At 39.1% G+C, this 26,783-nt stretch carries 23 protein-coding genes; 9 read left to right on the plus strand and 14 right to left on the minus strand.

Features of this window, described 5'->3' with window-relative positions:
* Nucleotides 1-44 precede the first annotated feature (44 nt).
* From IPM48_06720 to IPM48_06735, 4 genes are all read right to left on the minus strand, one after another.
* Nucleotides 45-2,180, minus strand: coding sequence for a hypothetical protein (locus IPM48_06720; GenBank protein MBK9271273.1), 2,136 nt, complete (start codon nucleotides 2,178-2,180; stop codon nucleotides 45-47).
* Nucleotides 2,181-2,621: 441 nt separating this feature from the next.
* Complete coding sequence (fdhF, locus tag IPM48_06725; protein MBK9271274.1) at nucleotides 2,622-5,369, minus strand: formate dehydrogenase subunit alpha; 2,748 nt, start codon at nucleotides 5,367-5,369, stop codon at nucleotides 2,622-2,624.
* A 759-nt stretch (nucleotides 5,370-6,128) separates the two neighbouring features.
* The gene (locus IPM48_06730; protein MBK9271275.1) at nucleotides 6,129-6,962 is read right to left on the minus strand and encodes a sel1 repeat family protein; all 834 of its coding nucleotides are present in this window, start codon (nucleotides 6,960-6,962) and stop codon (nucleotides 6,129-6,131) included.
* 52 nt (nucleotides 6,963-7,014) lie between these two features.
* Nucleotides 7,015-7,623 (minus strand): hypothetical protein, encoded by a 609-nt coding sequence (locus IPM48_06735; protein ID MBK9271276.1) that lies wholly within the window; start codon nucleotides 7,621-7,623, stop codon nucleotides 7,015-7,017.
* Nucleotides 7,624-7,643: 20 nt separating this feature from the next.
* Here IPM48_06735 and IPM48_06740 point away from each other — a divergent pair, with 20 nt between their 5' ends.
* A complete protein-coding gene (locus IPM48_06740; protein ID MBK9271277.1) occupies nucleotides 7,644-7,943 on the plus strand; it encodes a transposase in 300 nt (99 codons plus the stop codon).
* On the plus strand, nucleotides 7,940-8,830 hold the full coding sequence (locus IPM48_06745; protein MBK9271278.1) for an IS3 family transposase: 891 nt from the start codon (nucleotides 7,940-7,942) through the stop codon (nucleotides 8,828-8,830). Before IPM48_06740 ends, IPM48_06745 begins: the two co-directional genes overlap by 4 nt.
* A gap of 214 nt (nucleotides 8,831-9,044) precedes the next feature.
* Here the strand turns inward: IPM48_06745 and IPM48_06750 are convergent, their stop codons facing one another.
* The 3 genes from IPM48_06750 to IPM48_06760 all read right to left on the minus strand — a co-directional run bounded on the left by IPM48_06750 (nucleotide 9,045) and on the right by IPM48_06760 (nucleotide 11,728).
* Nucleotides 9,045-9,314, minus strand: a complete 270-nt coding sequence (locus tag IPM48_06750; protein ID MBK9271279.1) for a hypothetical protein — start codon at nucleotides 9,312-9,314, stop codon at nucleotides 9,045-9,047.
* Nucleotides 9,315-9,438: 124 nt separating this feature from the next.
* Nucleotides 9,439-11,103 carry an NAD(P)H-dependent oxidoreductase subunit E gene (locus IPM48_06755; protein MBK9271280.1) on the minus strand — a complete coding sequence of 555 codons (1,665 nt, stop codon included), beginning with the start codon at nucleotides 11,101-11,103 and terminating at the stop codon, nucleotides 9,439-9,441.
* A gap of 109 nt (nucleotides 11,104-11,212) precedes the next feature.
* Entirely contained in the window at nucleotides 11,213-11,728 is a 516-nt protein-coding gene (locus IPM48_06760; protein MBK9271281.1) for a hypothetical protein, read from the minus strand.
* Between the two features lie 184 nt (nucleotides 11,729-11,912).
* On the opposite strand from IPM48_06760, the gene IPM48_06765 reads away from it, so the two are divergent.
* The 4 genes from IPM48_06765 to htpG all read left to right on the plus strand — a co-directional run bounded on the left by IPM48_06765 (nucleotide 11,913) and on the right by htpG (nucleotide 18,400).
* Nucleotides 11,913-14,183: an aconitate hydratase gene (locus tag IPM48_06765; GenBank protein MBK9271282.1), complete on the plus strand. Its 2,271-nt coding sequence runs from the start codon at nucleotides 11,913-11,915 to the stop codon at nucleotides 14,181-14,183.
* Between the two features lie 68 nt (nucleotides 14,184-14,251).
* A complete protein-coding gene (gene mscL / locus IPM48_06770) occupies nucleotides 14,252-14,602 on the plus strand; it encodes a large conductance mechanosensitive channel protein MscL (GenBank protein ID MBK9271283.1) in 351 nt (116 codons plus the stop codon).
* A 275-nt stretch (nucleotides 14,603-14,877) separates the two neighbouring features.
* Complete coding sequence (locus tag IPM48_06775; protein MBK9271284.1) at nucleotides 14,878-15,864, plus strand: T9SS type A sorting domain-containing protein; 987 nt, start codon at nucleotides 14,878-14,880, stop codon at nucleotides 15,862-15,864.
* Nucleotides 15,865-16,546: 682 nt separating this feature from the next.
* The gene (gene htpG / locus IPM48_06780; GenBank protein MBK9271285.1) at nucleotides 16,547-18,400 is read left to right on the plus strand and encodes a molecular chaperone HtpG; all 1,854 of its coding nucleotides are present in this window, start codon (nucleotides 16,547-16,549) and stop codon (nucleotides 18,398-18,400) included.
* Nucleotides 18,401-18,574: 174 nt separating this feature from the next.
* Here htpG and IPM48_06785 read toward each other — a convergent pair whose 3' ends face one another.
* The 7 genes from IPM48_06785 to IPM48_06815 all read right to left on the minus strand — a co-directional run bounded on the left by IPM48_06785 (nucleotide 18,575) and on the right by IPM48_06815 (nucleotide 22,902).
* Nucleotides 18,575-18,817 (minus strand): hypothetical protein, encoded by a 243-nt coding sequence (locus IPM48_06785; GenBank protein ID MBK9271286.1) that lies wholly within the window; start codon nucleotides 18,815-18,817, stop codon nucleotides 18,575-18,577.
* Nucleotides 18,818-18,845: 28 nt separating this feature from the next.
* Nucleotides 18,846-19,025 carry a hypothetical protein gene (locus tag IPM48_06790; GenBank protein ID MBK9271287.1) on the minus strand — a complete coding sequence of 60 codons (180 nt, stop codon included), beginning with the start codon at nucleotides 19,023-19,025 and terminating at the stop codon, nucleotides 18,846-18,848.
* Nucleotides 19,026-19,033: 8 nt separating this feature from the next.
* The gene (locus IPM48_06795) at nucleotides 19,034-20,077 is read right to left on the minus strand and encodes an IS481 family transposase (GenBank protein MBK9271288.1); all 1,044 of its coding nucleotides are present in this window, start codon (nucleotides 20,075-20,077) and stop codon (nucleotides 19,034-19,036) included.
* Nucleotides 20,078-20,156: 79 nt separating this feature from the next.
* Complete coding sequence (locus tag IPM48_06800) at nucleotides 20,157-20,492, minus strand: hypothetical protein (GenBank protein ID MBK9271289.1); 336 nt, start codon at nucleotides 20,490-20,492, stop codon at nucleotides 20,157-20,159.
* A 43-nt stretch (nucleotides 20,493-20,535) separates the two neighbouring features.
* A complete protein-coding gene (locus tag IPM48_06805; GenBank protein ID MBK9271290.1) occupies nucleotides 20,536-21,126 on the minus strand; it encodes a hypothetical protein in 591 nt (196 codons plus the stop codon).
* Nucleotides 21,116-22,057 (minus strand): hypothetical protein, encoded by a 942-nt coding sequence (locus tag IPM48_06810; protein ID MBK9271291.1) that lies wholly within the window; start codon nucleotides 22,055-22,057, stop codon nucleotides 21,116-21,118. Before IPM48_06810 ends, IPM48_06805 begins: the two co-directional genes overlap by 11 nt.
* 59 nt (nucleotides 22,058-22,116) lie before the next feature.
* Entirely contained in the window at nucleotides 22,117-22,902 is a 786-nt protein-coding gene (locus tag IPM48_06815) for a hypothetical protein (protein MBK9271292.1), read from the minus strand.
* A 1,195-nt stretch (nucleotides 22,903-24,097) separates the two neighbouring features.
* On the opposite strand from IPM48_06815, the gene ltrA reads away from it, so the two are divergent.
* From ltrA to IPM48_06830, 3 genes are all read left to right on the plus strand, one after another.
* Entirely contained in the window at nucleotides 24,098-25,240 is a 1,143-nt protein-coding gene (ltrA, locus tag IPM48_06820; protein ID MBK9271293.1) for a group II intron reverse transcriptase/maturase, read from the plus strand.
* A 79-nt stretch (nucleotides 25,241-25,319) separates the two neighbouring features.
* Nucleotides 25,320-26,363, plus strand: a complete 1,044-nt coding sequence (locus IPM48_06825) for an IS481 family transposase (protein MBK9271294.1) — start codon at nucleotides 25,320-25,322, stop codon at nucleotides 26,361-26,363.
* Between the two features lie 8 nt (nucleotides 26,364-26,371).
* On the plus strand, nucleotides 26,372-26,551 hold the full coding sequence (locus IPM48_06830) for a hypothetical protein (GenBank protein ID MBK9271295.1): 180 nt from the start codon (nucleotides 26,372-26,374) through the stop codon (nucleotides 26,549-26,551).
* Nucleotides 26,552-26,783 lie beyond the last annotated feature (232 nt).

Genomic DNA, 26,783 nt, shown 5'->3' on the forward strand with positions numbered 1-26,783 from the left:
AAGTCAGATTTATTGTAAAGAAATAATACATTCAATAACACGCTTTAATTTCTCTCAAATATAAATTTATACCGATTGGTGCAATTTTTTGTTCTGCATCCTGTAGCTTTACATTCATGGATTGTTTCAAAGACAACTTCAACCGGTCCATTGTCATCTCTTACACCTTTGTTGTCAAGAATTTTGATTTCTTTGGCCTTTTTGTATTCGACTGATTTGGCTTTATCTTCTGCAGGAAGGGTTAAAATTCCCTGCCCAAATATTTTGTATTTTAATTCAAAAGGAGCACATTTTTCTTCACAACCCTTACAGGCTGGGTTAAGTTGTTCTTTGTCCAAAATGATTTTGATTTTATCCCTCTTGTTTACTTTGCTGCTGAAGGTTTTTACAGAGGCCTTTTCAAACACCATACTTTGGGCAGGATTTTTTTCATGTTGCACATTGAATTCCAATTTTTGATCAGGACAATCGCATGCAGCGTTCGTTCTTGGAATTTTTATATGAAACTCTTCTGTGCATTCTACCTGGGTACAATTTTTAGATCCACATTGGTAGTGGATTTTTATTTTGACGGCAATTGGAGTGTTGCCGTTTGGAACGACAAAACTTTGTTCCTTCATTACCTCTATTTCTTTTAGATTATTGATTGTACTTGAACTCATGCTGGTAAGTTCGCCATAAGAAATAAAAGGCGGTGCTACTGCATTGGGCTTACATTTCAATTTATCGGTAGGACATATTTTACAGACTTGAGTTAAATTTTCTACATGAATATAAACCGTGTCACCGGATGCAACCGGCTTGGTGGAACTCAGTGTAGTTTTTCTTTCAATCCGAAATGTATTATTGGACTCCCGAATTCGAAATGGTTGGTTGTTGAATTGCAGTATTTCTTCGCTGACACCCTTTATGATAATCTTAGCATCGAATGCGATCGTATCGCATTCACATGTTTTTTTGTCGATAAGCATGGGCTCATCTTCAGAATTAAGACCTGGAGGACCTTGCTCTTTTTTTGGGAAAATTTTTGCTGTTATTCCAACCAATTCTATGGTTTGAAAAATATTAGTGATCTCAAGATCTAGTGCTTTCTTTTTTTCTTCAGGATATTGACTAACCGGGACTGATGTTTTTTCGTCGATTTGATCGTAAATTTTTTTAGCAAAATCTTCTTTTTCGTACGAGCCACCAAAAACAGAATAGGTATATCCCCAGAAAGTTTGCTGAATGAGAATCGTATCTTCTTTGGGTGGATTGGAGGAATAGATTGTTTTAACCTGATTGTTTTTTCTGAGTGTATCCAATGCAATTGTAATGCGTTTGAAAACGTCGTTCACCACACTCGCGTATTCCTCCGGATATTTTGTCGGGTCCAAGGTACTACCCAATGGGGTGGTGGTTCCGGGAATAAGGGTGGTTGTCGTGGTTCCTGAAATCCAGCCTTTTTCAGGTTTGGGTGTCCAGTCATCTGGCAATGTTGGAATAGGATGGATCCATTTTTCAAATGGAGGGAATTCTTCTCCCTCAGGGACGGGTGGTACCGTGGGATCCGTACAAAAACCAATCATTGGAATTGATGTAGTACTGTTGGGTGGTATAACAAAATAAATCCCTTCAGGTACCAGATAAGATTGATATTTACCAAGGGAGACTATAAAAAATGGTCCCCATTTTAAAACATAAGGAACATCCGAATCATTGCGGATCACAAGGATTCCTATTCTTCCGGTCGTTTGTCCGGTGCCTTTGGCCTGGATGTCTATTTTATATTTTTTCCATTCATTGGGGTCGATGGATCCACTTGCTGCTGCACCCGCAGATTCTGATCCTGAGCTGGCCCTTATTTCGGCTGGTTTGGCACTGGAAGCACTCATCTGATCAGAAAGAAAACTCTCCATGATAAATCCTGTGGTTCCATCCTTTAATTTTATACGGATGAATTTGCGGCTTCTGGCTTTGTCCTCAGTACTCAAACTAAAAAATCTTGCGTGTTCTGCGGAGTCTACAATTTCTACAGTTTCGTCCAGCTTAACTTTTCCAATGGATTCACCCAGGGTATTATTCTCATCCAGCACTTCCCCTTGAGGAACAGCAACGTAAGCATGTCTTTTTTGAGAATGGGTAGTTGAGAGTGAAGCAAAAAAGATGACAATGCAAATGGTGGACAAAATGATTTTCATGGTCTTGAATATTTAGAAATTGAATAATCAGTCCAATTCGATTTGCGGTTACCTACTTATCTTTTTTTTTTACGTGCTAATTGGTTTGAAATCCTCCATTGAGTGTAAATTCACTCGCATTATTTAATCATGGTACTGGTAACCAAATATGGGAATTACACCTTGCAAAAATAATAAAAGTCATTAACAATCCAATGGCCAAAAGTTAATGATTCGTTAATAATTGGTCCTCCAAATAGGACTTTAAGAAGAATACTTTTTTCCTTCTTTGAGAATTCCAATCAAGTAATTGGATCATTTCATGACAAGAACCTAAAGTCAAATTTGCACCCCATTGTCTTCTTCTTCAAAAGGGCTGGTTTTTTTTATTAATCAATGGAATTTTTACAATCCAATGTCTAAACCATGGTTATTTCGGATGAATCGCTTTTAATAATTTCTTTAAGATGCTTTGCGGATTCTACAAGACACCACTTTGTACTCCGGACACATCGCAATTTCATCACTGATATCTGAAGTAACCAGATTGAGCATCAGTTCAGGAAAATGAAAGGTTGTGCTGAGGATGCCCGGTTTTACCTCATCGGTCACCACAGCTTTGATTTTTACCTCTCCTCTGGCAGATTCGACTGCGACATAATCTCCATCTGTAATATTATTTTTTTGTGCGTCTTCTGGATGGATCATCAGAATGTCTTCAGTGATGATTTCTGCGTTTCCTGTGCGTCGCGTCATGGTACCGACATTGTAATGCTCCAGAACCCTGTTGGTGGTGAGGATGTAAGGAAACTCTGCAGCGTGATCCAAAATTTCAGGCGTCTCCACATATTCTTTGAAGACGAATTTTCCTTTACCTCTTTTAAACTCATCCCGATGCAAAATTTTGGTATCAGAACCGTCCGCCAGCACAGGCCATTGTTTTCCATTATCGCCCAATTCATCCCATTTGACACCAGCAAAGAATGGCACAATTTGGGATATTTCTTCCAGCAATTTTTTTGGATCGTAATCCTCCTGGGCATATCCCATTCGATTCATGATATCCACCACGATTTGTCCGTCCACTTTGGCTTCGCCGATTGGTTTGACCACCTGGTGCACTTTTTGAATTCTTCTTTCACCGTTGGTAAAAGTCCCAGATTTTTCAAGAAAAGATGCTCCGGGCAATACCACGTGTGCCAACTCAGTAGTTTCTGTTAAAAACAATTCCTGAACGACCAACAATTCCAATGATTTCAAAGCTTTAATAACCTTGTTCGTGTTGGGGTCTGATTGAGCCATGTCTTCACCCATCACCCACATGGCTTTAAATTCACCGGCAATGGCGGCATTGTACATTTCGGGAATTTTCATGCCGATTTCTTTGGGCAATTCCGCCCCATAAAACTGATCATATTTGGCCAGAACAGCAGGATCTTTCAAATCCAGATAACCTGCTCCCTGATAGGGTTGCACACCCATATCGGCCATACCCTGTACATTGTTTTGTCCTCTCAAAGGATTCACACCAACTCCGGGTCTTCCGATGTTTCCGGTGATCATGGCCAGATCGGCGATCATCATTACGGTGTAAGTACCTTGATAATGTTCGGTAACACCCAATCCGTGAAAACACATTGCATTGCCAGCAGTGGCGTATGCAATGGCGGCTTCACGGGCTTGTTCTCTGCTTACGCCAGATACTTCTTCCAGTTCGCGGATGTTTAAGCAGAGAATATTGTTTTTAAAATCTTCGAAACCCTCTGTCCTTTGATCGATAAAATGCTTGTTGACTAGACCTTCCTCGATGATGTAATAGAGCATCATATTGAGTACGGCCACATTGGTGCCCGGTCTTAACTGCAGGTGGTGTGTGGCATATTTGGCCATCTCGGTTCTTCTCGGATCAATGACGATCGTTGTCTTGCCCTTCATGGCATGCTGCTTGAGCTTGGCACCGGTTACTGGGTGTCCATCGGTGGGATTTGCACCAATGATCATGATCGCATCTGCCAATGGAATGTCTTCAATGGAATTGGTGGCAGCGCCGGTTCCAAAAGTACGCTGCAATCCAAGTGCCGTCGGTGAATGACAAACCCTGGCACAACCATCAATATTGTTTGTACCTATCACCACGCGGATAAATTTCTGCATCAGATAATTTTCCTCATTGGTACAACGGGCGGAAGAGATTCCTCCGATGGCGTTTGGACCATATTTGGATTTTATTTCTTTTAGTTTTGAAGCAATGAAATCATAGGCTTCCTCCCAGCTCACGCGCTCCAGAACACCATTCTTGCGAATCATGGGATGTTTGATCCGCTCTGGATGTTTATAAAATTTGAAAGCAAATCTTCCTTTAAGACAAGTATGGCCCTTATTGACTTCAGCGTTGTAAGGGGCCTGAATGCTGAGTATTTCCCCATTTTTAACACTGACTTCCAAATTGCATCCAACACCACAGTAAGTACAAACGGTGCGCACTTTATCTTGTCCGACCAGTGCCTTGGACTGGAACACATCTGAAATGGCAGAAGTGGGACAAGCCTGCGCACAGGCACCGCAACTCACACATTCCGAATCAAAGAAACTTTGATTGTTACCCTTGATGATCTGGCTGTCGAACCCTCTGCCCATGACACTGAGCACCAGTTGACCCTGCACCTCATCGCATGCCCGGACACAGCGATAGCACATGATGCATTTGGATAAATCGGAAGTCATGTATGGATGGCTCAGGTCTTTTTGTCTATCCAAGTGATTTTTTCCTTCCGGATATCTGACTTTACGGATTCCCACCACAGCAGCTGTGTCTTGTAATTCGCAATTGCCATTGACTTCGCAGGTCAGGCAATCCAGCGGATGATCAGTAAGGACCAGCTCGATGATGTTTTTGCGAAGATTTTGAATGGACTCGCTGTTGGTATAGATCAGCATATTTTCTTCTACCGGCGTGTGGCAGGAAGCCACGGTCCGGAGTGTCCTATTGCCGGGGCGACCCACTTCAACACTGCAGACCCGGCAGGAACCGAAAGCTTCCAGATTGGGAGCGTCGCAAAGCGTGGGGATCTGGTTTTTACCAAAATGTCTTTTGACAAATTGGAGGATCGTTTCTCCATCCTGAATCTCGTATTTGCGACCATCGATTTCAGCGGTCTTGGTCCGGATTTCCTGGTTCTGGAATTCTGTGATCAACAAGCCGTTTTTCATATTTTGAGAATATTTGGTACGAAGATACAAAAACTCCAGGCTTTATAGGTAAAAATAACTCAGTAACTCAGATTCATAATCCATGCAATGAATGCCCTATTTTTTAGAACCGGGCAATTCACAATGGATACTTCGATCTACTTCTTCAGTTATTCGGAGACTAACTCTTTTGATCAGGTCTTTAATGTCCTTAGAAGCATTATTGGATGAGCTTTTTGTGATTTCAGTCCATTTTGAGATTTGCAAATTGCCTTCAAAAATCTGTTTTATTAAGTAGATCCTTATTTTGTTTGAAAAAAAGAGTGAGCTTATAGAACAAATACAGAAATTATTCACCGCAAATTTGCGGTGAATAGAAAAAATATTCACCGCAAAATCAAGGTCAAGCGATGCTCATATTTAGGATAAAACGCAAGACTATTTAGCCAGCATTTCCAAAAATCAAGCAAAATATGAGATGAAGTGAGAGGATTAATAGTTATCATAAAATTAAGATTATGAGCAAAATACAAGTATTTGACATTACTTTTAGTTTACAGTAAATAGTTTACTGTAAACAAATGCGATTTCACGAATTTGGATCACAAAACCAATCTTTTTTGAAGACTCTATTTCATTTTGGAGGGAATTGTCTTTCTCGCTCCAATTGCAATAAATTTATTGATGTTTAGTGGAATGTTGTTGGTTCATTGGCGGTGGAAGAGCACATTAGAGATTAATGCTAGCTTGATGTGACTTTTTATTGCTGAATTCGCTCAATTAGAATTTAATACTTTTTGAAATGAATAATTTTTGATATTTACTTTTAAGCCAAGTTATTTCAAACCAAGTTCTATCAGTTATTTTTTTCATCTGATCATATGCATCTGCATCCCCTAGTGAAGCCGCTTTTTTATACCATTTGATGCTTTCATTTATATCTTTAGTGCATCCTAAACCTTTAAAATAGTGGTAGGCTAACTGCTTCATTGAATAAATGTTATTTTCTAACGCTCCTTCCAAATAATAACCAAATTTTTCAATATTGTCCTCATTAATAAGATTATTTATATACTCTTTGGATTCTTTTATATTACAATATTTAATAACATCTACAAGATCGCTTTTAATATGCACAGTTGATATTTTATTAATTTTAGCAAGATCCAAATAATACTTGGCAAATTCATAAAACTTGAGAGCTACACTTTTTAATTTTTGATCAAATGCCATGAAAATTAGTCCGCCATGATTTCTAGTGGCATTATTTCCAATTAGTGAAACCAACATTAGCGGAATCTGATCAATAGATATTTTATTGTAGATTTTTTTTAGAACTTCAATTGACTCAGTAATATAGTATTTGTCTTTTGCAATTGAATGTTTTAAATGATAAAATTTTGAGCCTAAGTCTTGTGGACTTGAGGATAATAAATCTTTAATTAAATTGTCAAAAATTTCCTTTTGCCAAGAATTTTCAATTTCTTTTGAAATCTTCAAGTTTAAATATTGCTGAAATAATTCTGGAGCTTCTTTCCACATTCCAAAATGGCTACCTCCCCATAAAAAATAAAATTCTTTAGCATGCTCCGAGTTGGATATTTTTTCAATCATAAATCATTGTTTAATTTAGATTACTAATACACGAATTAAGTGGCTGGTATTATTAAAGTACAATGAGTGATTTAAAAAATGCAGCACAATCATCAAGATTATCTTTTCCTAATTTTTCTAACTTGTCCATTGCATCACTAAATCTATCTTCTGTTGTAAAGTGCTCTGGTTCGAAGACTTGAATGCTCATTGGCTCAAGATTTATGCCAAAATCCGTTGTTTTGCTTTTATCAATTTCTTTACTCAACACCCAATTTATTGACATCCATTGATAGGAGGTCCAACCCCCATAGCTAAAATTGTCATTATCATCGGCAAAGATTAGAATTGGACTATTGTAAATGTTTGGTAGTTTATTATTACTTAAATCATATAAATACTTAATTCCAAGTTTAAGTTGAAATTCAATTTTGAATGTTTCCGTAAATGATTTACCTAAAATAAATTCAGCCAAATCTTTAACATCATATTGTGAGGCATGAGCTACAATTTTACAACCTGCATATTTAGCTATGTACCGGTATAGATTTCTCTTTTCTTCCATCCATTGTTCTCCGAATATATCTTCAAAGTCAATAAGTTTTTGGCTATGTAATTTTTCAAAATTTAAATCTACATACTCCGTATATCGGTTGAAGTGGTCCAAGAAAATGGTACACAAATCTAACTTAAATTTGTGTTATGGATCAATCAAAGACAAACAATCGGAGGAGGAGGTACGATACCGAGTTTAAGCTTAATGCCATTCATTTGCTCGAATCCGGGAGGAACGCTAGCGAATTAGCTGATTCTCTTGGCGTTAGTAAGCAAATGCTTTACAATTGGCGTAGTCAAATCAGGATTACCAGGAATGCTTCCGTCCAGCCAGGAACAAATAATCCTTATACTGAACTTGAACAGCTCCGTAAGAAATTAAGGGATGTTGAAATGGAAAGGGATATTTTAAAAAAAGCCTTGAACATTTTCAGCCGGCAGACATGAAACCAAAAGCTGAATTTATCCAGAGTCTAAGCGGTGTGTATCCTACTAACAAGCTTTGCAAGATGATGAATATTCCAAGGAATACTTTGTATCATTTTATCCACAGGAGGGATTCTCCCACTAAACATTTGGGATTAAGAGACCGAATAAAATCCGTATTTGACTCTCATATGAATAGGTATGGAAGTCGTAGAATTAAAATGGAATTAGCCGTAAAATATTCAAAAAATGTTAGCCGCCATTTGATTCGCAAATGTATGAAGGAACAAAATTTGAAAGCAATCCAGCCAAAGAGTTTTGTTCCAAAAACAACTGATTCCACCGGGACCAAATTTCCTGCACCCAATTTACTTCTTGATTTTGGAAAGGCGCAAAAACCAAATGAAGTATGGGTTGGTGACATTACCTACATTCCTTTAAAGAATGGCCAATGGGCCTATCTTTCAACTTGGATTGATACTTATTTGCATAAAGTAGTGGGCTGGGATGTTCAGACTCATATGAGAAGCGAACTGGTTATTTCAGCCTTCAATAAAGCAAAACTGAAATGCATCCAAAATAAATTAAGTGTGATTGTCCATTCTGACCGAGGAACGCAGTACTCTAGTAAAGATTTCAAAAATGCCATTAAAGGAAATAGACAAAGTATGACTCGCAAAAACGAAGTTTATGACAACGCAATTGCCGAATCATTTTTCTCAAGGCTCAAATGCGAATGCATTAGAGGTACTGTATTTGATGATTTGGATCAATTAAGATTCACTCTGTTTGAATACATAGATGGCTATTACAACACAATCAGAAGGCATTCATCCATTCAATACTATACACCCTTAGAATTTGAAAATATTTATTATTCGAAAAATCAATTCACTCATTGCAACTAATATGGAAACAAAACATGACTTTGCATTTTTACCCTTAGACGAGGACCAAGCTTATTGCGGACAAAATGTCAAGAGTTCCGCCGACCTCTTTATTCTGTATTCTTCCGGCGGAACTCGACTTGCTCTTGACATTTTGGGAGCAATGCTTATCTTTGTCGCAGGGGTAAAATGTGTACTAATTTTATTTTTTAACTAAATTAGATCAGTGTCCCATTTATTGGTACCATGTCAGGTCGTAAGAAACATCAGCTGATCTTGTTTTGTTATTATTACAATCTTCGCAAATTATTGGAGGGAATTTCAATTCTTTTGATTTATAAGAATCTATTGTTTTTTCTTCCTTACCACTTATATAGGTATGTTTATTTTTGCTGTAATTTTTCCCGAAATGACGCTTAAGTATTGAAGCTTTAAATTTATGCTCTTCAGAATTCGCAATCTCTCCACACAGCCAGCATTTTTTGTTATAAGTTTGGTTATTCATATTATCTATAAAATAAATTAGTAGAATGTACAATAACGTGTTGTGGCATTGACTAGAAGCTAATGGTTGAGCCCATTACTTTTTATTGTTTGTTGTATGGCGAATGAATTTTGTAATCAAACCCTCACCCCCTAAAATACGGCGCCAGCTCGTCTTCAAAATATTTCAAGGCATTCATCACCGGAAGAGGGATGCCTCCACCCAGCGCGCAAAGAGATCCCCTTTTCATGGTGTCTAGTAAGTCATCCATCAGCTTGCGCTCTATCTTATAATCGTGTTGGTTCCTTGCTTTTTGGATCATTTCTTTTCCTCGGGTCGAACCCAGTCTGCAGGGGAAACACTTTCCGCAACTTTCATGCGCGGTAAATTCAAACAGATGCTCGAGGTAGTAGATGATGGGAAATTCTTCAGGCACACTGACCACCGAGGCGTGTCCCAGCATAAATCCCTGAGAGGCGAAGGATTCAAAATCGATGCTCAGATCTGTGAGCTTGCTGACTGGAACAAGCCCGCCCAAAGGTCCTCCAATGTGCAGGGCTTTGACGGGTCGTCTGAATCCTTTGGCCTTATGATAAACAAGGTCAGCAAGGGCTGTACCCATATCTACCTCATAGATACCCGGTATATTAAAAGCACTGTCTAAAGACACGAGCTTGGTGCCCGTGGATTTTTCGGTTCCGATGGACGCGTATTTGGCTCCGCCCTTATTTAAAATATAGGGCAGATTGGCCAGGGTCTCTACATTATTGACCACCGTAGGTTTTCTGAATAAGCCTTCATTCACCGGAAATGGTGGTCTAACCCTGACCTCCGGCCTTTGGCCTTCGATGGAAGAAAGCAAGGCGGTCTCTTCTCCACAGATATAGGCGCCCTGGGCCTTGATGATCTTAAAATCAAAATGAAAACCTGAGTCCAGAATATTTTGTCCCAATAACCCTGCTTCCCTCCAAATTTCAACCGCAGATTGTGCAATGCTTACTGAATCCGGGTATTCCGCTCGGATATAAACCACTCCGGTATCTGCTCCCGTGATCCTGCCGGCTATCCACATTCCGGCAAGTACCAATTCGATCTGATGCTCCAGAAGGTATCGGTCAGAATAAGACCCCGGGTCTCCTTCATCTGCGTTGCAAACGATAAATTTTTGATTGCCCGCTGCCTTTTTACAACCATCCAGCTTGATCCAGATTGGAAAACCAGCCCCTCCGCGGCCTCGAAGACCGGAGATTTTGATTTCTTCCACCATGGATGAAACATCCATTTTGAGCCAGGATTGCATCCATTCCATGAGCTGGGCAGTGGCTGGAGCAGGACCCGTCAATATTTGGGTTCCACAGGCTTCTACATGGTATTTTTCGGGACTGATATAAGTCTTGCCTTCCCCCTTGAAAATTTCGTTGGACTGAAGAAGGTCTGAGCCCGAATAGTTCTGTCCCTGATAGTGGAAGGCGACATTTTCATGGCATCGGCCAAGACAACACATGTCCCCAATTTCTTCCGGCTTAAACTGATTTTGCAATGCGGATCGCAGTGCAGATTGGGTACCGGCGGTCAGACAAGCAGAACCATTGCAGACATAGACTTTTTTACCCTTGTTGGAGGGTCTAGTGAAATCGTAAAAACTGGCAGTTCCAAAGACATTGGCTGTGCCCATGAGATATTCTTCAGCAATCTCTTTAATGGCTTCGGGATGGAGGCTTCCGTTTTCCTGAGCTTCGTATCCTATTTTTTCAAACAAATTGTCTGACAAGCCTTTGCGTCTCGATAGATGACTGAGATTTTTTGACATAGACTGCTGGTTTTTGGTGGTAAAGTTAAACGAAATTTGGATTCAGCTGGCAGAATAGCCCCCGACAACCAAGTTTTGAGCAATGTCATCATAGCACGACAGCGATTGTCTATTTAACAAACACCTCAAATCGAAAAGTGACCAGATGATCTGTGGTGGACCGAATGACATTCCGGTAGCGGAGGTGTAATATCAAATGGAATATTTCTTTGTTTAAAAATGATTTCACGTTGGCAATTCCCGGTAGTAAAAATAATTCCCCCTCAGGTTCGCCTGGCACCGGATTGGCGATTCCAATTTGCTGGGTAGATGGCAGACTTTTGTCTGCTATGAATGCCCTGGCTTCTTCCACAAATCCATAGCTGATGGGGTTTGCTAGCAGAGGCCTGATGCCTATGGAATAAATCAGGACTTTTTCGATCAGGCTATCGTGGAGTTGGTGGGCGCTTAAAAATTCTTCCCATCCTGAGCGGATTGCTTTCTCGTAAACATGGGTTTGGAGGGGATTTTGCCCGGCGCCTATCACAAAATCCATCAGATATTCCAAACGATGCTGTCCGATCTCCTGTTTCGTACAGGAAGTGAAGCATCCTCCGATCAATAAGGCCAATGCAATGATTCTCATAGGACAGCAACGCAGGACCAGCCCCATCTGTTGTTAAAAAAATTGCATGGTCATCTGATCAATTACAAAATTTATTTGTTTGATGGGCAAAACAGGCAAAGCAGGCCCATCTGAATACGGACGATTGGTTTATTTTGCGCCGCTTTTTAAATTGATTAACCATTACCATTCAAAAAATATTGCCATGAATCAACCATTTGATCTGGACCTCATCCAAAAAATGTATTCCCAGTTTGCTGATAAAGTTTCAACTGTACGGTCAGTCCTGGGAAGGCCTTTGACCCTCACTGAAAAAATATTATACACCCACTTACACCCCGAATCTCCTTTGAAGGAATATGCCAGGGGAAAGGATTATGTGTTTTTTGCCCCGGATCGGGTGGCCATGCAAGATGCAACCGCTCAAATGGCCCTTTTACAATTTATGACCTGTGGAAGATCAAAGACGGCTGTTCCCACCACCGTGCATTGCGATCACCTGATTCTGGCTAAGAATGGAGCAGGTCAGGATCTGGCTACGTCCAATGTAGAGAATGCAGAGGTATTCGATTTTCTTCAAAGTATTTCCAACAAATACGGCATCGGATTCTGGAAACCCGGTGCGGGCATCATCCACCAGATTGTTTTGGAAAACTATGCGTTCCCGGGTGGAATGATGATTGGTACGGATTCACATACACCCAATGCCGGTGGACTTGGTATGGTGGCCATTGGGGTTGGCGGTGCCGATGCAGTAGATGTGATGGCAGGTATGCCATGGGAGTTGAAAATGCCAAAATTGATTGGAGTCAAATTGACAGGTCAGCTCAATGGATGGGCTTCTGCAAAAGATGTCATTCTTAAAGTCGCCGGTATCCTGACTGTTAAAGGTGGCACCGGAGCGATTGTTGAATATTTTGGAGATGGTGCAAAATCCCTTTCCTGCACGGGCAAAGGTACCATCTGCAACATGGGTGCAGAGATAGGTGCCACGACCTCTACCTTCGGCTACGATGAATCGATGGGCCGATATTTGAAAGCTACCGGCCGGGAAATAATTGCTGATTTTTGTGACCGGATTGCTGACCACCTGACTGGTGACAAAGAATGTTATGCACAACCGGAGAAATATTTTGACCAGGTCATTGAAATCAATCTCAGCGAGCTTGAGCCACACATCAACGGTCCATATACACCGGATCTGGCCTGGCCCATTTCTAAATTTGCAAATGCTGTCAAAGAAAATAATTATCCGGAAAAGCTGGAAGTTGGCTTGATTGGCTCGTGCACCAATTCCTCTTATGAAGATTTGTCTAGAGCAGCTTCTTTGGCGCGTCAGGCTGTTGCAAAAAACCTAAAAGTAAAATCGGAATTTACGGTGACTCCCGGTTCAGAACAAATTCGTTTTACCATTCATAGAGATGGTTTGCTGTCTGACTTTGAAAAAATGGGAGCAGTGGTACTGGCCAATGCCTGCGGGCCTTGTATCGGCCAGTGGGCAAGACACAATACAGATCCTTCTAGAAAAAATTCCATCATCACCTCTTTCAACAGAAATTTTTCCAAAAGAAACGATGGCAATCCTAACACACATGCATTTGTTGCCTCACCTGAGATTGTTACTGCATTGGCCATTGCGGGAGATTTGAGGTTTAATCCGTTGACAGATTCTCTAATCAATGAAAAAGGTGAATCGGTAAAGCTCGATGCACCCGCTGGATATGAGCTGCCGCCAGCCGGATTTGATGTGAAGGATGCCGGCTACCAGGCCCCCGCAGAAAATGGATCAGACATTCAAATTCAAATCAATCCGGCCAGCAAAAGGCTACAGATTTTGACCCCGTTTGAAGTCATTACATTTGAACAATTGCACGGTTTGCGTCTCCTGATCAAAGCCAAAGGTAAATGCACTACGGATCATATTTCGATGGCTGGCCCCTGGTTGGAATTCAGAGGACATTTGGAAAATATTTCCAACAATTGTCTCATTGGGGCAACCAATTATTTCAATGGGGAAACCAATAAAGTATTGAATTTTATCAAAGAAGATTATTTGCCTGTACCGGATTCTGCAAGACTCTACAAAGCCAATGGAGTGGGTACCATTGTTGTGGGTGAGGAAAATTACGGAGAAGGTTCATCGAGGGAACACGCGGCCATGGAACCAAGATATCTTGGAGTGAAGGCAGTGATCGTAAAGTCCTTTGCAAGAATTCATGAAACCAATCTTAAAAAGCAAGGAATGCTAGCCTTGACTTTCCAAAATCCATCCGATTACGATTTGATTCGACAGGACGATGTTTTTGATATCAAGGGATTCGATCAGATGACACCAGGAGTTCCCTTGAAGTTAGATATCCACCATCGGGACGGAAGCTCAGATCAAATTGTTCTCTTGCATACATACAATTCAGCACAGATCGACTGGCTTCGGGAAGGTTCTGCCCTCAACAAGATCCGAAAAGAATTGAACTAAAAAATTGGGACGAGAACTGCTTTTTGTTATCTTTGGACTTTATTCAATCATACCATAAAGCCAAAGTTATGTGGAAAGAGTTTAAAGAATTCGTTTTTAAAGGTAATTTGATCGACATCGCGGTCGGATTGGTCATTGCTACAGCATTCACAGCAGTTACCACTGCTTTTGTGGATGGCTTGTTTATGCCTTTGGTTTCAAAAATATTTCAGTTTGGAGATTACAAACAGGCCAAGATTGTACTCGATGCCGCAGTGGTCAGTGCAGATGGAACAGTGACAACTCCTGAAAATGCCCTGTATTACGGCCAGTTTCTCTCCAGTATTTTCAATTTTCTAATCATTGCTTTTGTGATGTTTGTTTTGATCAAGGGAATGAAAAAGATCAATTTAGCCGGTAAAGAGGAACAGGCTTCCTAAATTCAAATCAATGATTTTTTAAAAAGCTAAAAATGGGCTGCATTCCATGGATGGCCTTCAGGCCATGCATTGTTAAGGAAGGCCCTATTTATGGAGTTGTGATGTTTGGCAACAGCACAAAGAAACTTTAGAGGGTTTTAAAGTGCTTGCTATCAATACGATATATAATCTTTTGGTTTTTATCATGCAAATATATATTACAAAAATATTTAATATAATTTTTGGGCTTTGGTCAAAAAAAATTTGTTTATCTTTGCACAATAAATAGCTTGGATATGATTAAAAATATACTTTTTGTTTTGATTTGTTTTTTTGGAATATTGAGTGTCAATGGGCAGTCCAAGAAGTATATTTTTATGGAGCATTTTACCAATACCTATTGTGGGGTTTGTGGTGCTGTAAATCCGGGATTCTACAATCTCATCAAAAAATATGAGGGCAACTACCACCACATGACCGTCCATCCGAGATTTCCTTATCCCCAGTGTAGTTTATACCAGGCAAACACATCGGAAAATACAGCAAGGGCTTCCTATTATTCTGTGACAAGTACACCCACTGTCGTTATCAACGGAACCCGCAAAATGGCTGCCAGTAATGTCAATGCCAATATTTTGGATGGAGAACTCAATAAGCAATCGGCTGTAGCCATTGTGGTCAAAGAATCCGGTGGTTCAAGTCGTACCGTTCAGGTGGAAGTCAAAACCCTTGGCAACAAACCTGCGGGGAATTACAGATTGTTTGCAGCAGCAGCTGAAAAGGTGCTTAACCTGAATACACCCAATGGCGAAAAAGTCCATCACAATGTGTTTCGCAAATTTATTAGTGCGCCAGATGGCAATATGATTCAAATTCCTGAGAGCGGCAACAGTCTTGTTCTTGACTTTAATTTTAATGTTGAGCCCAACTGGAAGGAGAGCGAAATTTATCTCTTGGTCTGGATACAGGAAACTACCACCAAAGACATTCTCAATTCAGGAACAAAATTTGACGAAGACCTCAGTGGCAGCCATCAGATCAAATCCATTGACTTTAAAGTGATGACCAATCCAGTGAAAAGCAATTTGGTCGTTCAAATGGAGAAGGGACTCACCGGAGATTATGCCATCATGAACATCATGGGACAAATGGTGGACAGAGGCGCGGTGAATCCATTTACGCAAACTCTGGACATCGATGTTTCTGATTACAAAAAAGGCATCTATTTGGTAAGGATTCAGTCAGGCGGCCAAAAGCTCACCAAGCGCTGGGTAAAAGACTAATTTAATTAGTTTATTAGAGAATTAGTCGCGTGCCCCCAACGCAGTTGGTGGGATTAGTTAATTGGGAAATGTGAAAATGTGAAAATGGAAGGAATTCATAATTGATACAATTCCTAATTTCTAAACCCTACACAGCATTTAAATCTAGGTATTTGTTTTGCAAAACTTTCTTTTTAACGCAATTAAAAGAGCCTTTCTAAACCAGTGGCTCAAACAAGGCAGATTTTGGTGATGAAATGTAAACCCAAATATTTCATCACCAAAATCTTCTGAAGCAGAAAATGATGCATTGCAAAGAAAAGTTTGGGGGCAAACTGCAATGAAAAGGATATTGGCTTACGCCTTCACTCACTTGCCTTGCTGTCGCAAGGCACCAAGCCTTTGGCTTGGATCGTTCGCTCACCTTGTAGAAAGGCTGCGTTTTTGCTACTCCGCTTTCGCGGCTCCTTCACTTAGAGCGCTGTCGCACTCTACCAAGCCTTTGGCTTGGATCGTTCAGTCGTGCGCGACAAAAAGTAGGGCATAGAAAGAAAAATTATTTTATGTTGCATATTACATTTCTGAAGATTTCGCATTGAAAAATAGTATTTTTTCGCCAAAACATCTTGTCATTTTGTCATTTTGTCAGTTATTGGGTCCTTGGCATGGGCTTTGACAAGGATTCTTTATTAAACAAACTCATATGCAATCCGGTAAAATATCTGTACAAACTGAAAACATATTTCCAATTATTAAGAAATTCCTGTATTCAGAGCAGGAGATTTTTTTAAGAGAACTGATTTCCAATGCGATTGACGCAACCGCTAAAATCAAGGTGCTCGCCAATCGCGGGGATGCAAAAGGAGAATTGGGTGACATCCACATAGAAGTGATACCCAACAAAGAAGACAAAACCCTTACCATTAGAGACCGGGGGATTGGGATGGACGCAGATGAGGTAAACCGCTATCTCAACCAAGTGGCGTTTTCTTCAGCCCAGGAATATCTCGACAAGTACAAAGATGAACTCAATATTATTGGACATTTTGGACTGGGATTTTATTCAGCCTTTATGGTCTCTGACAAGGTGATCGTCCAGTCAAAATCTTATAAACCTGAAGCGAAGGCTGTCAGATGGACCTGCACAGGTGATACCGAATATACCATTGAAGAGATCGAAAAGGAAGCAAGAGGCACTGACATAATCCTTCATCTCAATGATGATTCATTGGACTATCTTGAAGAACACAAACTGGAATCATTGCTCGAAAAGTTTTGCAAATTTTTACCGGTTCCCATCCAGTTAGGTACAAAAAAGGAAAAAATAAAAGAAGGGGATACCGAACAAGAAGTTGAGCTACCCAATTTTATCAACAACACGGATCCATTGTGGAAGAAAGCTCCTGTGGATTTATTGGATGAAGATTATATTGCTTTTTACAAAGAACTCTATCCGTTTTCTCCGGACCCGCTTTTTTGGATTCATCTCAATATCGATTATCCTTTTAATCTGACAGGAGTATTGTATTTTCCCAAAATCACCAATCAATTTGAAATTCAGAAAAACAAAATTCATCTTTATTCCAACCAGGTTTTTGTCACAGATGATGTAAAAGAAATCGTTCCTGAATTTCTTATGCTGTTGCATGGAGTGATTGATTCACCGGATATTCCACTGAATGTTTCGAGGTCGTATCTCCAGTCGGACTCCAATGTCAGAAAAATAACTGGTTACATCACTAAGAAAGTAGCTGAAAAGCTGAATGATCTGTTCAAGAAAGACCGCAAAGATTTTGAGCAAAAATGGAATGATATTGGCACTTTTATCAAATACGGTTTGATTTCTGATGAAAAGTTTGCTGAGAAAGCCATGGATTTTACCCTCCTGCGCAACACCGAGAATGTGTATAAAACCGTAGCAGAATACAAGGAACAGATCAAAGATTTGCAAACCAATAAAAACAACCGCCTTACCTGCATTTATACCCACGATCATCAGGCGCATTATAGTCTGGTAAGCCAGTGCAGAGAACGCGGTTATGATGTCTTGCTGATGGATCATGTCATCGACAACCATTTTATCCAGCATCTGGAATACAAGGCCGAAATGAGTTTTAAAAGGGTGGATGCCGATACCCTGGATCAGCTCATCGAAAAAGAAGAAAAGTCTGAATCAGTCCTTAGCCAGGAAGATCAGGATAAAATACTGGAAGTATTTAAAGTGGTAAGCATCCACAATTCCAAGGATACAAAAATGAAGGCGCTGTCTCCCAACGATCCTCCGGTCCAGATAGTCAGACCTGAGTTTATGCGCAGAATGTCTGAAATGCAGCATATGGTACACGCCATGAAGGGTGAAAACGATTTATTTATGGACAGCTACCAGTTGGTGATTAATTCCAATCATCCTGCGATAGCCAACAAGTTTTTTAGTCTTGATACATCCGGACAAAATGAGATGGCCGTCTATTTAACAGAGCTCGCGCTACTCGAACAACAAATGCTTAAGGGACAGGCTCTCCACGATTTTATTAAGAAAAGCCTCCAAAGAGCTTAGAAAAATTGATTAATTTACTATATCTGGTTTTTAAATAATTGCTAGAATTATAATGGAGAATCATGCTCGAATAAACACAATTACATGAATTAGTTACTGTTGATAGAAATAACGCCACGGCGTTATAAATCTGTGATTTCGATCTTATATTCACACTTGGGATGATTTTTCAGCTTATTCAATATAGCTTCCTTTGAAATAACCGTTGAAAAATCGTATCCGATATGGTTCATTTGGATTGCGCTTAGGCCTTTTGTTGGCGTAGATATAACTGATTGCAAAATACCCTTCCACGATTTTATTGATCGTATCTAATGTTGTGATCTCGATCCGGTTATTCAGTGTGGTTGTATCCGTGTAATATTCATCAATGATGACATCATCGTCATTTGTTGAATATTCACTGCCTATACCCAATGTTTGGTTACTATGAGGGTAGGTTATATTATATGTAATAACCTAGACTTGATCTGACAGTTGGCGATAAAAAAGAATAATCCAACGCTTCAACAAAAGTAACAATTGTTCCGTAAAAGTCAAGAGCGAGGCAAGTTCCTTCGGAACTCTTGACATTTACTCCACAATTTAGTTTGTTGACGTTTACGCGTTGAATTACTCTATTCATGATCTTCTTTATTCAAAATGAGTTTCTAACATTTTATCAATTGCAATATTTTTTGACTCGATGTGAGTTTGCATAGGAGTTTTGCCAAAGCAATATTTTCCGGAATGAGGTCTGTCCGAATTATAGTAATGTAGCCAATCCTCCAAGTCAGCCTGTAGCTCTTCAATAGATTTGTATAACTTTTTACGGAAGGTAATGGCATAAAATTCATTTTGAATGGTGCGGTGGAATCTTTCACAGATACCATTAGTCTGTGGGTGTCGTGCTTTGATCTTAGTATGTTCAATATCCTCCAAACTCAGATAAAGTTCGTACTCATGATATTCTCTTTTTCCACAGTATTCCGTGCCACGATCGGTCAGTATCCTGAGTAGCCTGATTTGCTCATGTTCATAAAATGGCAGGACTTTATCGTTTAGCAAATCGGCTGCTACAAGAGCATTTTTACGATCATAGATTTTTGCCAGAACTACCTTAGAGTAAGTGTCAATGTAGGTTTGTTGATAGATACGACCAACGCCTTTGATATTGCCAATATAATAAGTATCCTGAGCTCCCAGATAGCCCGGATGATATGTTTCAATTTCACCTTGAGATTCCAATTTTTCTTTCTTACGCTCCAAGGCTACAACTTGGGCTTCTGTAAGAATTATTCCATCCTGGGCCACTTTGGCTTCGAGGGCCTTTAATCTCTTTTGGAAGGTCTCCAGATCGTGCCTCAACCAAACACAACGAACTCCACAAGGGGATACAAATATTCCTCTCTTAACAAGCTCATTTGCAACCCTTACTTGTCCAAAAGCTGGATTGTCAATAGCCATATCAACAACTGCTTTCTCTACTTCGGGAGCCACTCGATTCTTGACCAGTGGTTTGCTCCTGCTGACTTCGATTAAGGCCATTTCGCCTCCTGTGTCATACATCTCTTTAATCCTGTAAAAACTATCCCTGGAATACCCCATTATTTTACAAGCTTGAGATACATTTCCCAATTTTTCTGCTAAATGGACTAATCCCAATTTAGTTTTGATTAATTTTGTTTCTAATTTCATTTTCTGACAGTTTAGTGGTTAATTAATTATTTTTGACAACTTAAAATTAATCACTAACTGTCAGATTAAGTCTAAACTATTACATATTATAGCAGCCAATCTCAAAAGGTATGTTAGAAGTAATTATAATTTCATAAATTAAACTATCTTCACTTCGGCCGGTAAAACCAATTACTAAAGATTCACCTTTATCATACCTGATGCCACCTGTTTTGAAATACGAAGTATCGTTTATTTTAATGGCATAAGCATTGTGTTCATATTTCCAGTCTTTGCTAGTAAAAACTTTAGTAGTCGAATCGATAATCTGTTCTGGTTCAATACAGGGTTCCTTCTGGATTGGTATTTCTTTGTGACAGGAGAAACAAACCAAAACAACTATTAGTAGAATTGATTTTTGGATTTGGCAGTTCATATTTCAGGAGATTAGCTTCTGCATCAATATTTGATTCCATTGATTATTCATAATAAACTCCCTTGAAATAACCATTAAAGTACCTTATTCTGTCTGGTTCAAATGGATTGCGTTTAGGTCTATTATTAGAATAAACAAAACTTATAGCAAAATTGCCTTCTATGATCTTGTTGATAGTGTCAATTTGAAACAATTCTAACATATTTACTGCTGTCGTATCTAAAACATATTCATCGATAACTATATCAGCGTGGTGTGAACAATATTCGGCGTGTACCTTGCTTCTATCATTAATATTTGTTGAAACTACTTCATAACAATCAGGTTTAAACAAAAAATTCGATATGGATATATCCTCGGCCAGATTATTATCTGAATCAATGCATAAGAGTTTTATTCCCAGAAGTTTTCTATCCAAGTATAAAAATCCAACCACTTTAAACCATGTTTTAGAATTTATTTTAATTGCATTTCCATAACCATCCGGCCAATCTTTTTTTTCATATACCAATACTTTAGTAATAGAATCAGTGATAGCTTCTGACTCGATACAAGGTTCCTTCTGAACTGGTATTTCTTTGTGACAAGATAAGAGGGTAAAGAATAATGATATGAATGACAACCTAATTTTCATAACAATAAATTTTAAAATATTTGATTAATCCAGATTTATTGACAAGTTTAACAATATAAATACCAGTCGTTAGATATTGTATATTTCTTTCTCTTGATACAAGTCGTCCGTCCGCTGAATAAATCGCAAATTCTATTATTTCTTCATCCGGATAATCTAATGGGTACATTATCCCATTGATCGAAACAAAGCTGTAAGCTTTTAGCGTTGTTCTATATTCTGCATGTGGCAGTTGTGAAAGGCAGTTTTTGCAATTTGCTTTTCTAGTCAATTGAATTATCTCATGATCACTACTCTCTACAGTTACTCTTATAAAAACAAATCCCGGATCAAGTATATTACAAACATTGATACTTATACCCGGAGATGAAGATAGGTAAATAGCATCACTAAAATCTCCTTTCTTGCTGTATTCCCAAATATAGGTGTATGGGGCCTGTCCCGGGAATCCCTGTTCAGGTTGCTTGAGAATCGTTTGAATATAATACAATCCGCAGGTTCCAGACGAACTGCGCATTGTCAGCTGCATTCTGTTCTCCAGCTGGTGATTGGCTACTATACAGCCGGTAGTCCTTATTTTACCTGCGTTGTTGTTATTGCTGTTGCCAGTAGCGTATGTCTGGTCATACTTAGCATCAGGATCTGAGTAATGTAATATGTAAGGCCTGTTGCCAGAGCTAACTAAGGTATATTTATCATTGCTCGTCTTCCACGCGAAAGAGCAGTCTTGTGGATCGGGAGGATGACCTGCAGTCTTTCTTTGGTGATGCGCCTCAAACAAATGACCTATCTCATGTGCCAAGACAAAATCAGGATTATCAATATATGGGACATCAATAATCCCATGAGCTCTGGTAGGATCTACAACCTCATCTTTTACACTACCAAGATAATTAACTAAAATATAATTATTATCAGTAATAAGAAACATTAGATCAGCTCTATAAGAGGCTCGAAGTAAGTTTGCACCAATATCACTTCTAAAATTAATTACATCATTATTAATATTTTTTGGACTGCATAATTTGTAAAATTATAATAGTCCAGCTCAATTTCAATCCTATGAGGGATATATGAATTCCGAAAGGCTAGGTTAATATTTTCAGCCCATTTTTTGGAGAGGGTCTTGATTTCATCTCTGTTTGGGAGCTTTGATTCTGCTTGTGGAGTGATCAGCAACAAAACCCTGACGATGGTGGCACAGCTGGTTGAGCTGCATCCGTATATAGTCTCAACATCCTCATTATATACTTCCTGCTCGATGTCACAAGCGGGCCTGTTTTCAGGGCTATCACTGAGCTTAATACAAATACAACTATCCCCACGAAGAGGTATATATTCTATAAAGTAGCCTGGATAATAAACAGTTGCAGATCTGGAATGATTATTAGAGACCAATGTGATCCAACCCTCAGAGCCAACAAATCTACCGGAATAAGTGTAATTTGAATCATTCTCATACTGATAGTCTGTTGGTTCTACTAATTGGTTGCTGATGCTTCCCTGGATATTCAGAACAAAATGAGCGGAATCATCCAGGAAGTCAGGGAGGGGGTTCAGTATTGAAAAACAGTAATCGACGGTACTACTGTCATTGATTTTGTAGTTGATGAAGTTAGTAGTTGTCGAATCAAAGTCATCAGAATCATAACTAAATGATTCAATTAGGCTGCTTCCTTGTGCCTGCAATTCATTGGAGGAATTTAAGAAAAAACTTGTGAGAATGATGGTTATGATGAAACGGTAAGAAAACAAGTTGACTAGAATTTTACTCATAAATTTTGAGGATTTCTACCAAAGATAAGTAAGATTTGCAATTCTATAAGCCCATATTATGTAACAGGATTTTAAAATTTACTTAAATGATTGATAATCAATATATTTATAATACATAGTATTAAGAATTAATTGACCATCAAGGTATTAAGATATTCAAGCTAAACCATTTAGGTTCAATACAATGCACTTAATTCGTAAAGTGGAATAAAATTATTATGAAAAAGTAAACCGTACAAGGAAGTACATTGCTTAGAGTAATTGCACATAACATAGATTTCGAAAAAGTAAATCTATGAATCTTGAAGAATTTCAATCATTATATGATTAAAAGCAGCAAAACAATTTGAGCACTAGGGATTTTATGTTGTCTAATGGAATATATGTCCAAAGAAATTATTATTAGGACCAAAATTTAGTCAAATTCAAGTTAATGACAGCTCAAATTCATTTGTCAGATTGTACAGAGTGTGGGTGTCAGCCTTGTAGCAGTAGAGTGTTCCACCAGAGTTAATACCAATTTCAATGAGTTGTCTTCTTTAAGGGAAATGTTAGAATTGGTTAATATTAGGAAATGATTCCATTCAAAAATAAACACTGGTATTTTCTATGCACAGGAATTAAATTAGATGGCCGGTATGTCCTGATTTTGAAGTTTCCAACCAAACTACTGGAGTAAAATAAAAGCCCGTCCAATGAATTTGGATGGGCTTTTTAATGTGCGCTATGCATACCATTAATCTATAGGGTGAAAGTCCCGAACGAGCCAACCAACGGGAATCGTTAATCCAAAGCAAGGGTGTTTATCGCGAGGTAAAATCTGAAGGAAGTAGCGGATAAAATTGTGAACCAACGAACAGAAACGGAATAAAAGGCTTACGCTGTGGGTGAGTGGGCATTAGACTGCGAAGCCCAAAAGTTGGACGTAAACAGCGGTAGTAAATTCTGTGGATTACAATGAAAGATTAATGAGTTTACCATAGGAGATCTGTAAACACAAGCGGAGGCAACGACGAGCGAAATGGAATAGCAAAGTGAGTGTCAGCAGAAGTCAGCAGAGGTCATAGTACCTAAGAAATTTCTGTAATGGAAAAGGAGGGAAGGACCGAATCCTAAGAGTTGATGAAGTTTTTTTTTAGAGTAGTAAAAGTCAAAATTGGAAAGATTACAGGACAGTAAAATATCGAATATCCAGATGAAATCTGCGAGACAGAAAGAATGTGATAAAAGCGATAGCCTTTTCGTTGCGAACATACCCGTATGGTATGAAAGCAGCGGAAAGGTAAGTCCTGAATGGCTATCTGCATGCAAAGAACAACGACATCAGACGAAAGATTTAATGGAGAAGATAGCATCCCCATTAAATTTATCAGAAGCGAGTAAGCGAGTAATACGCAACGGAGGCAAAGGTGGAGTAGATGAAATGGAAGTAGGTGAAATCAGGAAATGGCTGCAAGAGAATATGCAGACATTACGGGAAGAACTACTAAATAACAAATACAAAGCAGAAGCATTGCGAGGCGTACAAATACGCAAACCCAAAGGAGGCTATCGTCAATTGGGGATTCCGACAGTACGAGACCGAATAGTACAACAAGCCATAGCGCAACAATTGCAAAAGTATTACGATCCTAGTTTCAGCGAGAATAGCTACGGATTTCGCCCAAAGCGAAATGCACATCAAGCATTGAGTAAAGCAGCAAAGTATGTAACAGAAGGAAAGCGTCATGTTGTGGATATTGATTTAGAGAAGTTTTTCGATGAAGTAAATCATCATCGATTAATGTGGTTACTTAGAACACGAATAAGCGACAAGCGAGTGATGTGGATAATTAACCAATTTCTAAAGACAGGAATACTTCAAGGCGGACTTATGCAACAACGGATAAAAGGAACACCACAAGGGAGTCCATTAAGTCCGTTGTTATCAAATATAGTGCTCGACGAATTAGACCAAGAATTAAATCGGCGAGGAATAAGCTATGTGAGATATGCTGACGACCTGCAAATATTTGTAAGCAGCACTGCAAGTGCGGAACGAGTGATGAAAAGCATTACAAAGTTCATAGAAGGCAGGATGAAACTAAAAGTAAACCGGAACAAGAGTGCAATTAGAAAATACTATGAAACAAACTTTTTGGGCCATAGTATACTTAATAAAGGCAGAGTTGGATTAAGTAAAGAAAGCGAGGTGAAGTTAAAGTCGAAACTGAAGAAGATCACGCAACGCAATCGTGGAGATTCATTAGAACAAGTACTCCACGAACTCAAGGTAGTATTACAAGGGTGGCTTAACTACTTCAAATACGCAAGTATGCAAAACAAGCTTAAAGTGTAATAGTTTAGACTTAATCTGACAGTTAGTGATTAATTTTAAGTTGTCAAAAATAATTAATTAACCACTAAACTGTCAGAAAATGAAATTAGAAACAAAATTAATCAAAACTAAATTGGGATTAGTCCATTTAGCAGAAAAATTGGGAAATGTATCTCAAGCTTGTAAAATAATGGGGTATTCCAGGGATAGTTTTTACAGGATTAAAGAGATGTATGACACAGGAGGCGAAATGGCCTTAATCGAAGTCAGCAGGAGCAAACCACTGGTCAAGAATCGAGTGGCTCCCGAAGTAGAGAAAGCAGTTGTTGATATGGCTATTGACAATCCAGCTTTTGGACAAGTAAGGGTTGCAAATGAGCTTGTTAAGAGAGGAATATTTGTATCCCCTTGTGGAGTTCGTTGTGTTTGGTTGAGGCACGATCTGGAGACCTTCCAAAAGAGATTAAAGGCCCTGGAAGCCAAAGTGGCCCAGGATGGAATAATTCTTACAGAAGCCCAAGTTGTAGCCTTGGAGCGTAAGAAAGAAAAATTGGAATCTCAAGGTGAAATTGAAACATATCATCCGGGCTATCTGGGAGCTCAGGATACTTATTATATTGGCAATATCAAAGGCGTTGGTCGTATCTATCAACAAACCTACATTGACACTTACTCTAAGGTAGTTCTGGCAAAAATCTATGATCGTAAAAATGCTCTTGTAGCAGCCGATTTGCTAAACGATAAAGTCCTGCCATTTTATGAACATGAGCAAATCAGGCTACTCAGGATACTGACCGATCGTGGCACGGAATACTGTGGAAAAAGAGAATATCATGAGTACGAACTTTATCTGAGTTTGGAGGATATTGAACATACTAAGATCAAAGCACGACACCCACAGACTAATGGTATCTGTGAAAGATTCCACCGCACCATTCAAAATGAATTTTATGCCATTACCTTCCGTAAAAAGTTATACAAATCTATTGAAGAGCTACAGGCTGACTTGGAGGATTGGCTACATTACTATAATTCGGACAGACCTCATTCCGGAAAATATTGCTTTGGCAAAACTCCTATGCAAACTCACATCGAGTCAAAAAATATTGCAATTGATAAAATGTTAGAAACTCATTTTGAATAAAGAAGATCATGAATAGAGTAATTCAACGCGTAAACGTCAACAAACTAAATTGTGGAGTAAATGTCAAGAGTTCCGAAGGAACTTGCCTCGCTCTTGACTTTTACGGAACAATTGTTACTTTTGTTGAAGCGTTGGATTATTCTTTTTTATCGCCAACTGTCAGATCAAGTCTAGGTTATTACACTTAAAGTAATAGACGGATGGTTGCGGAGACGCCTGAAATGTTTTCGATTGAAACAATGCAAACGCAGTATTGGTATCGTGCGCTGGTTAAGGAGCTTAGGTGTTGAAGAAACCTTATGCTGGCGTACTGCCCTAAGTGGCAAAAGCTGGTGGCGGTTGAGCAATAGTCCAGCCCTCAGTATTGGAATGAACAACAAATGGTTTACCGAACTGGGCTACTATAGCCTAGCCGCTAAC

The sequence above is a fragment of the Saprospiraceae bacterium genome (assembly GCA_016715965.1).
Lineage (GTDB): Bacteria > Bacteroidota > Bacteroidia > Chitinophagales > Saprospiraceae > Vicinibacter.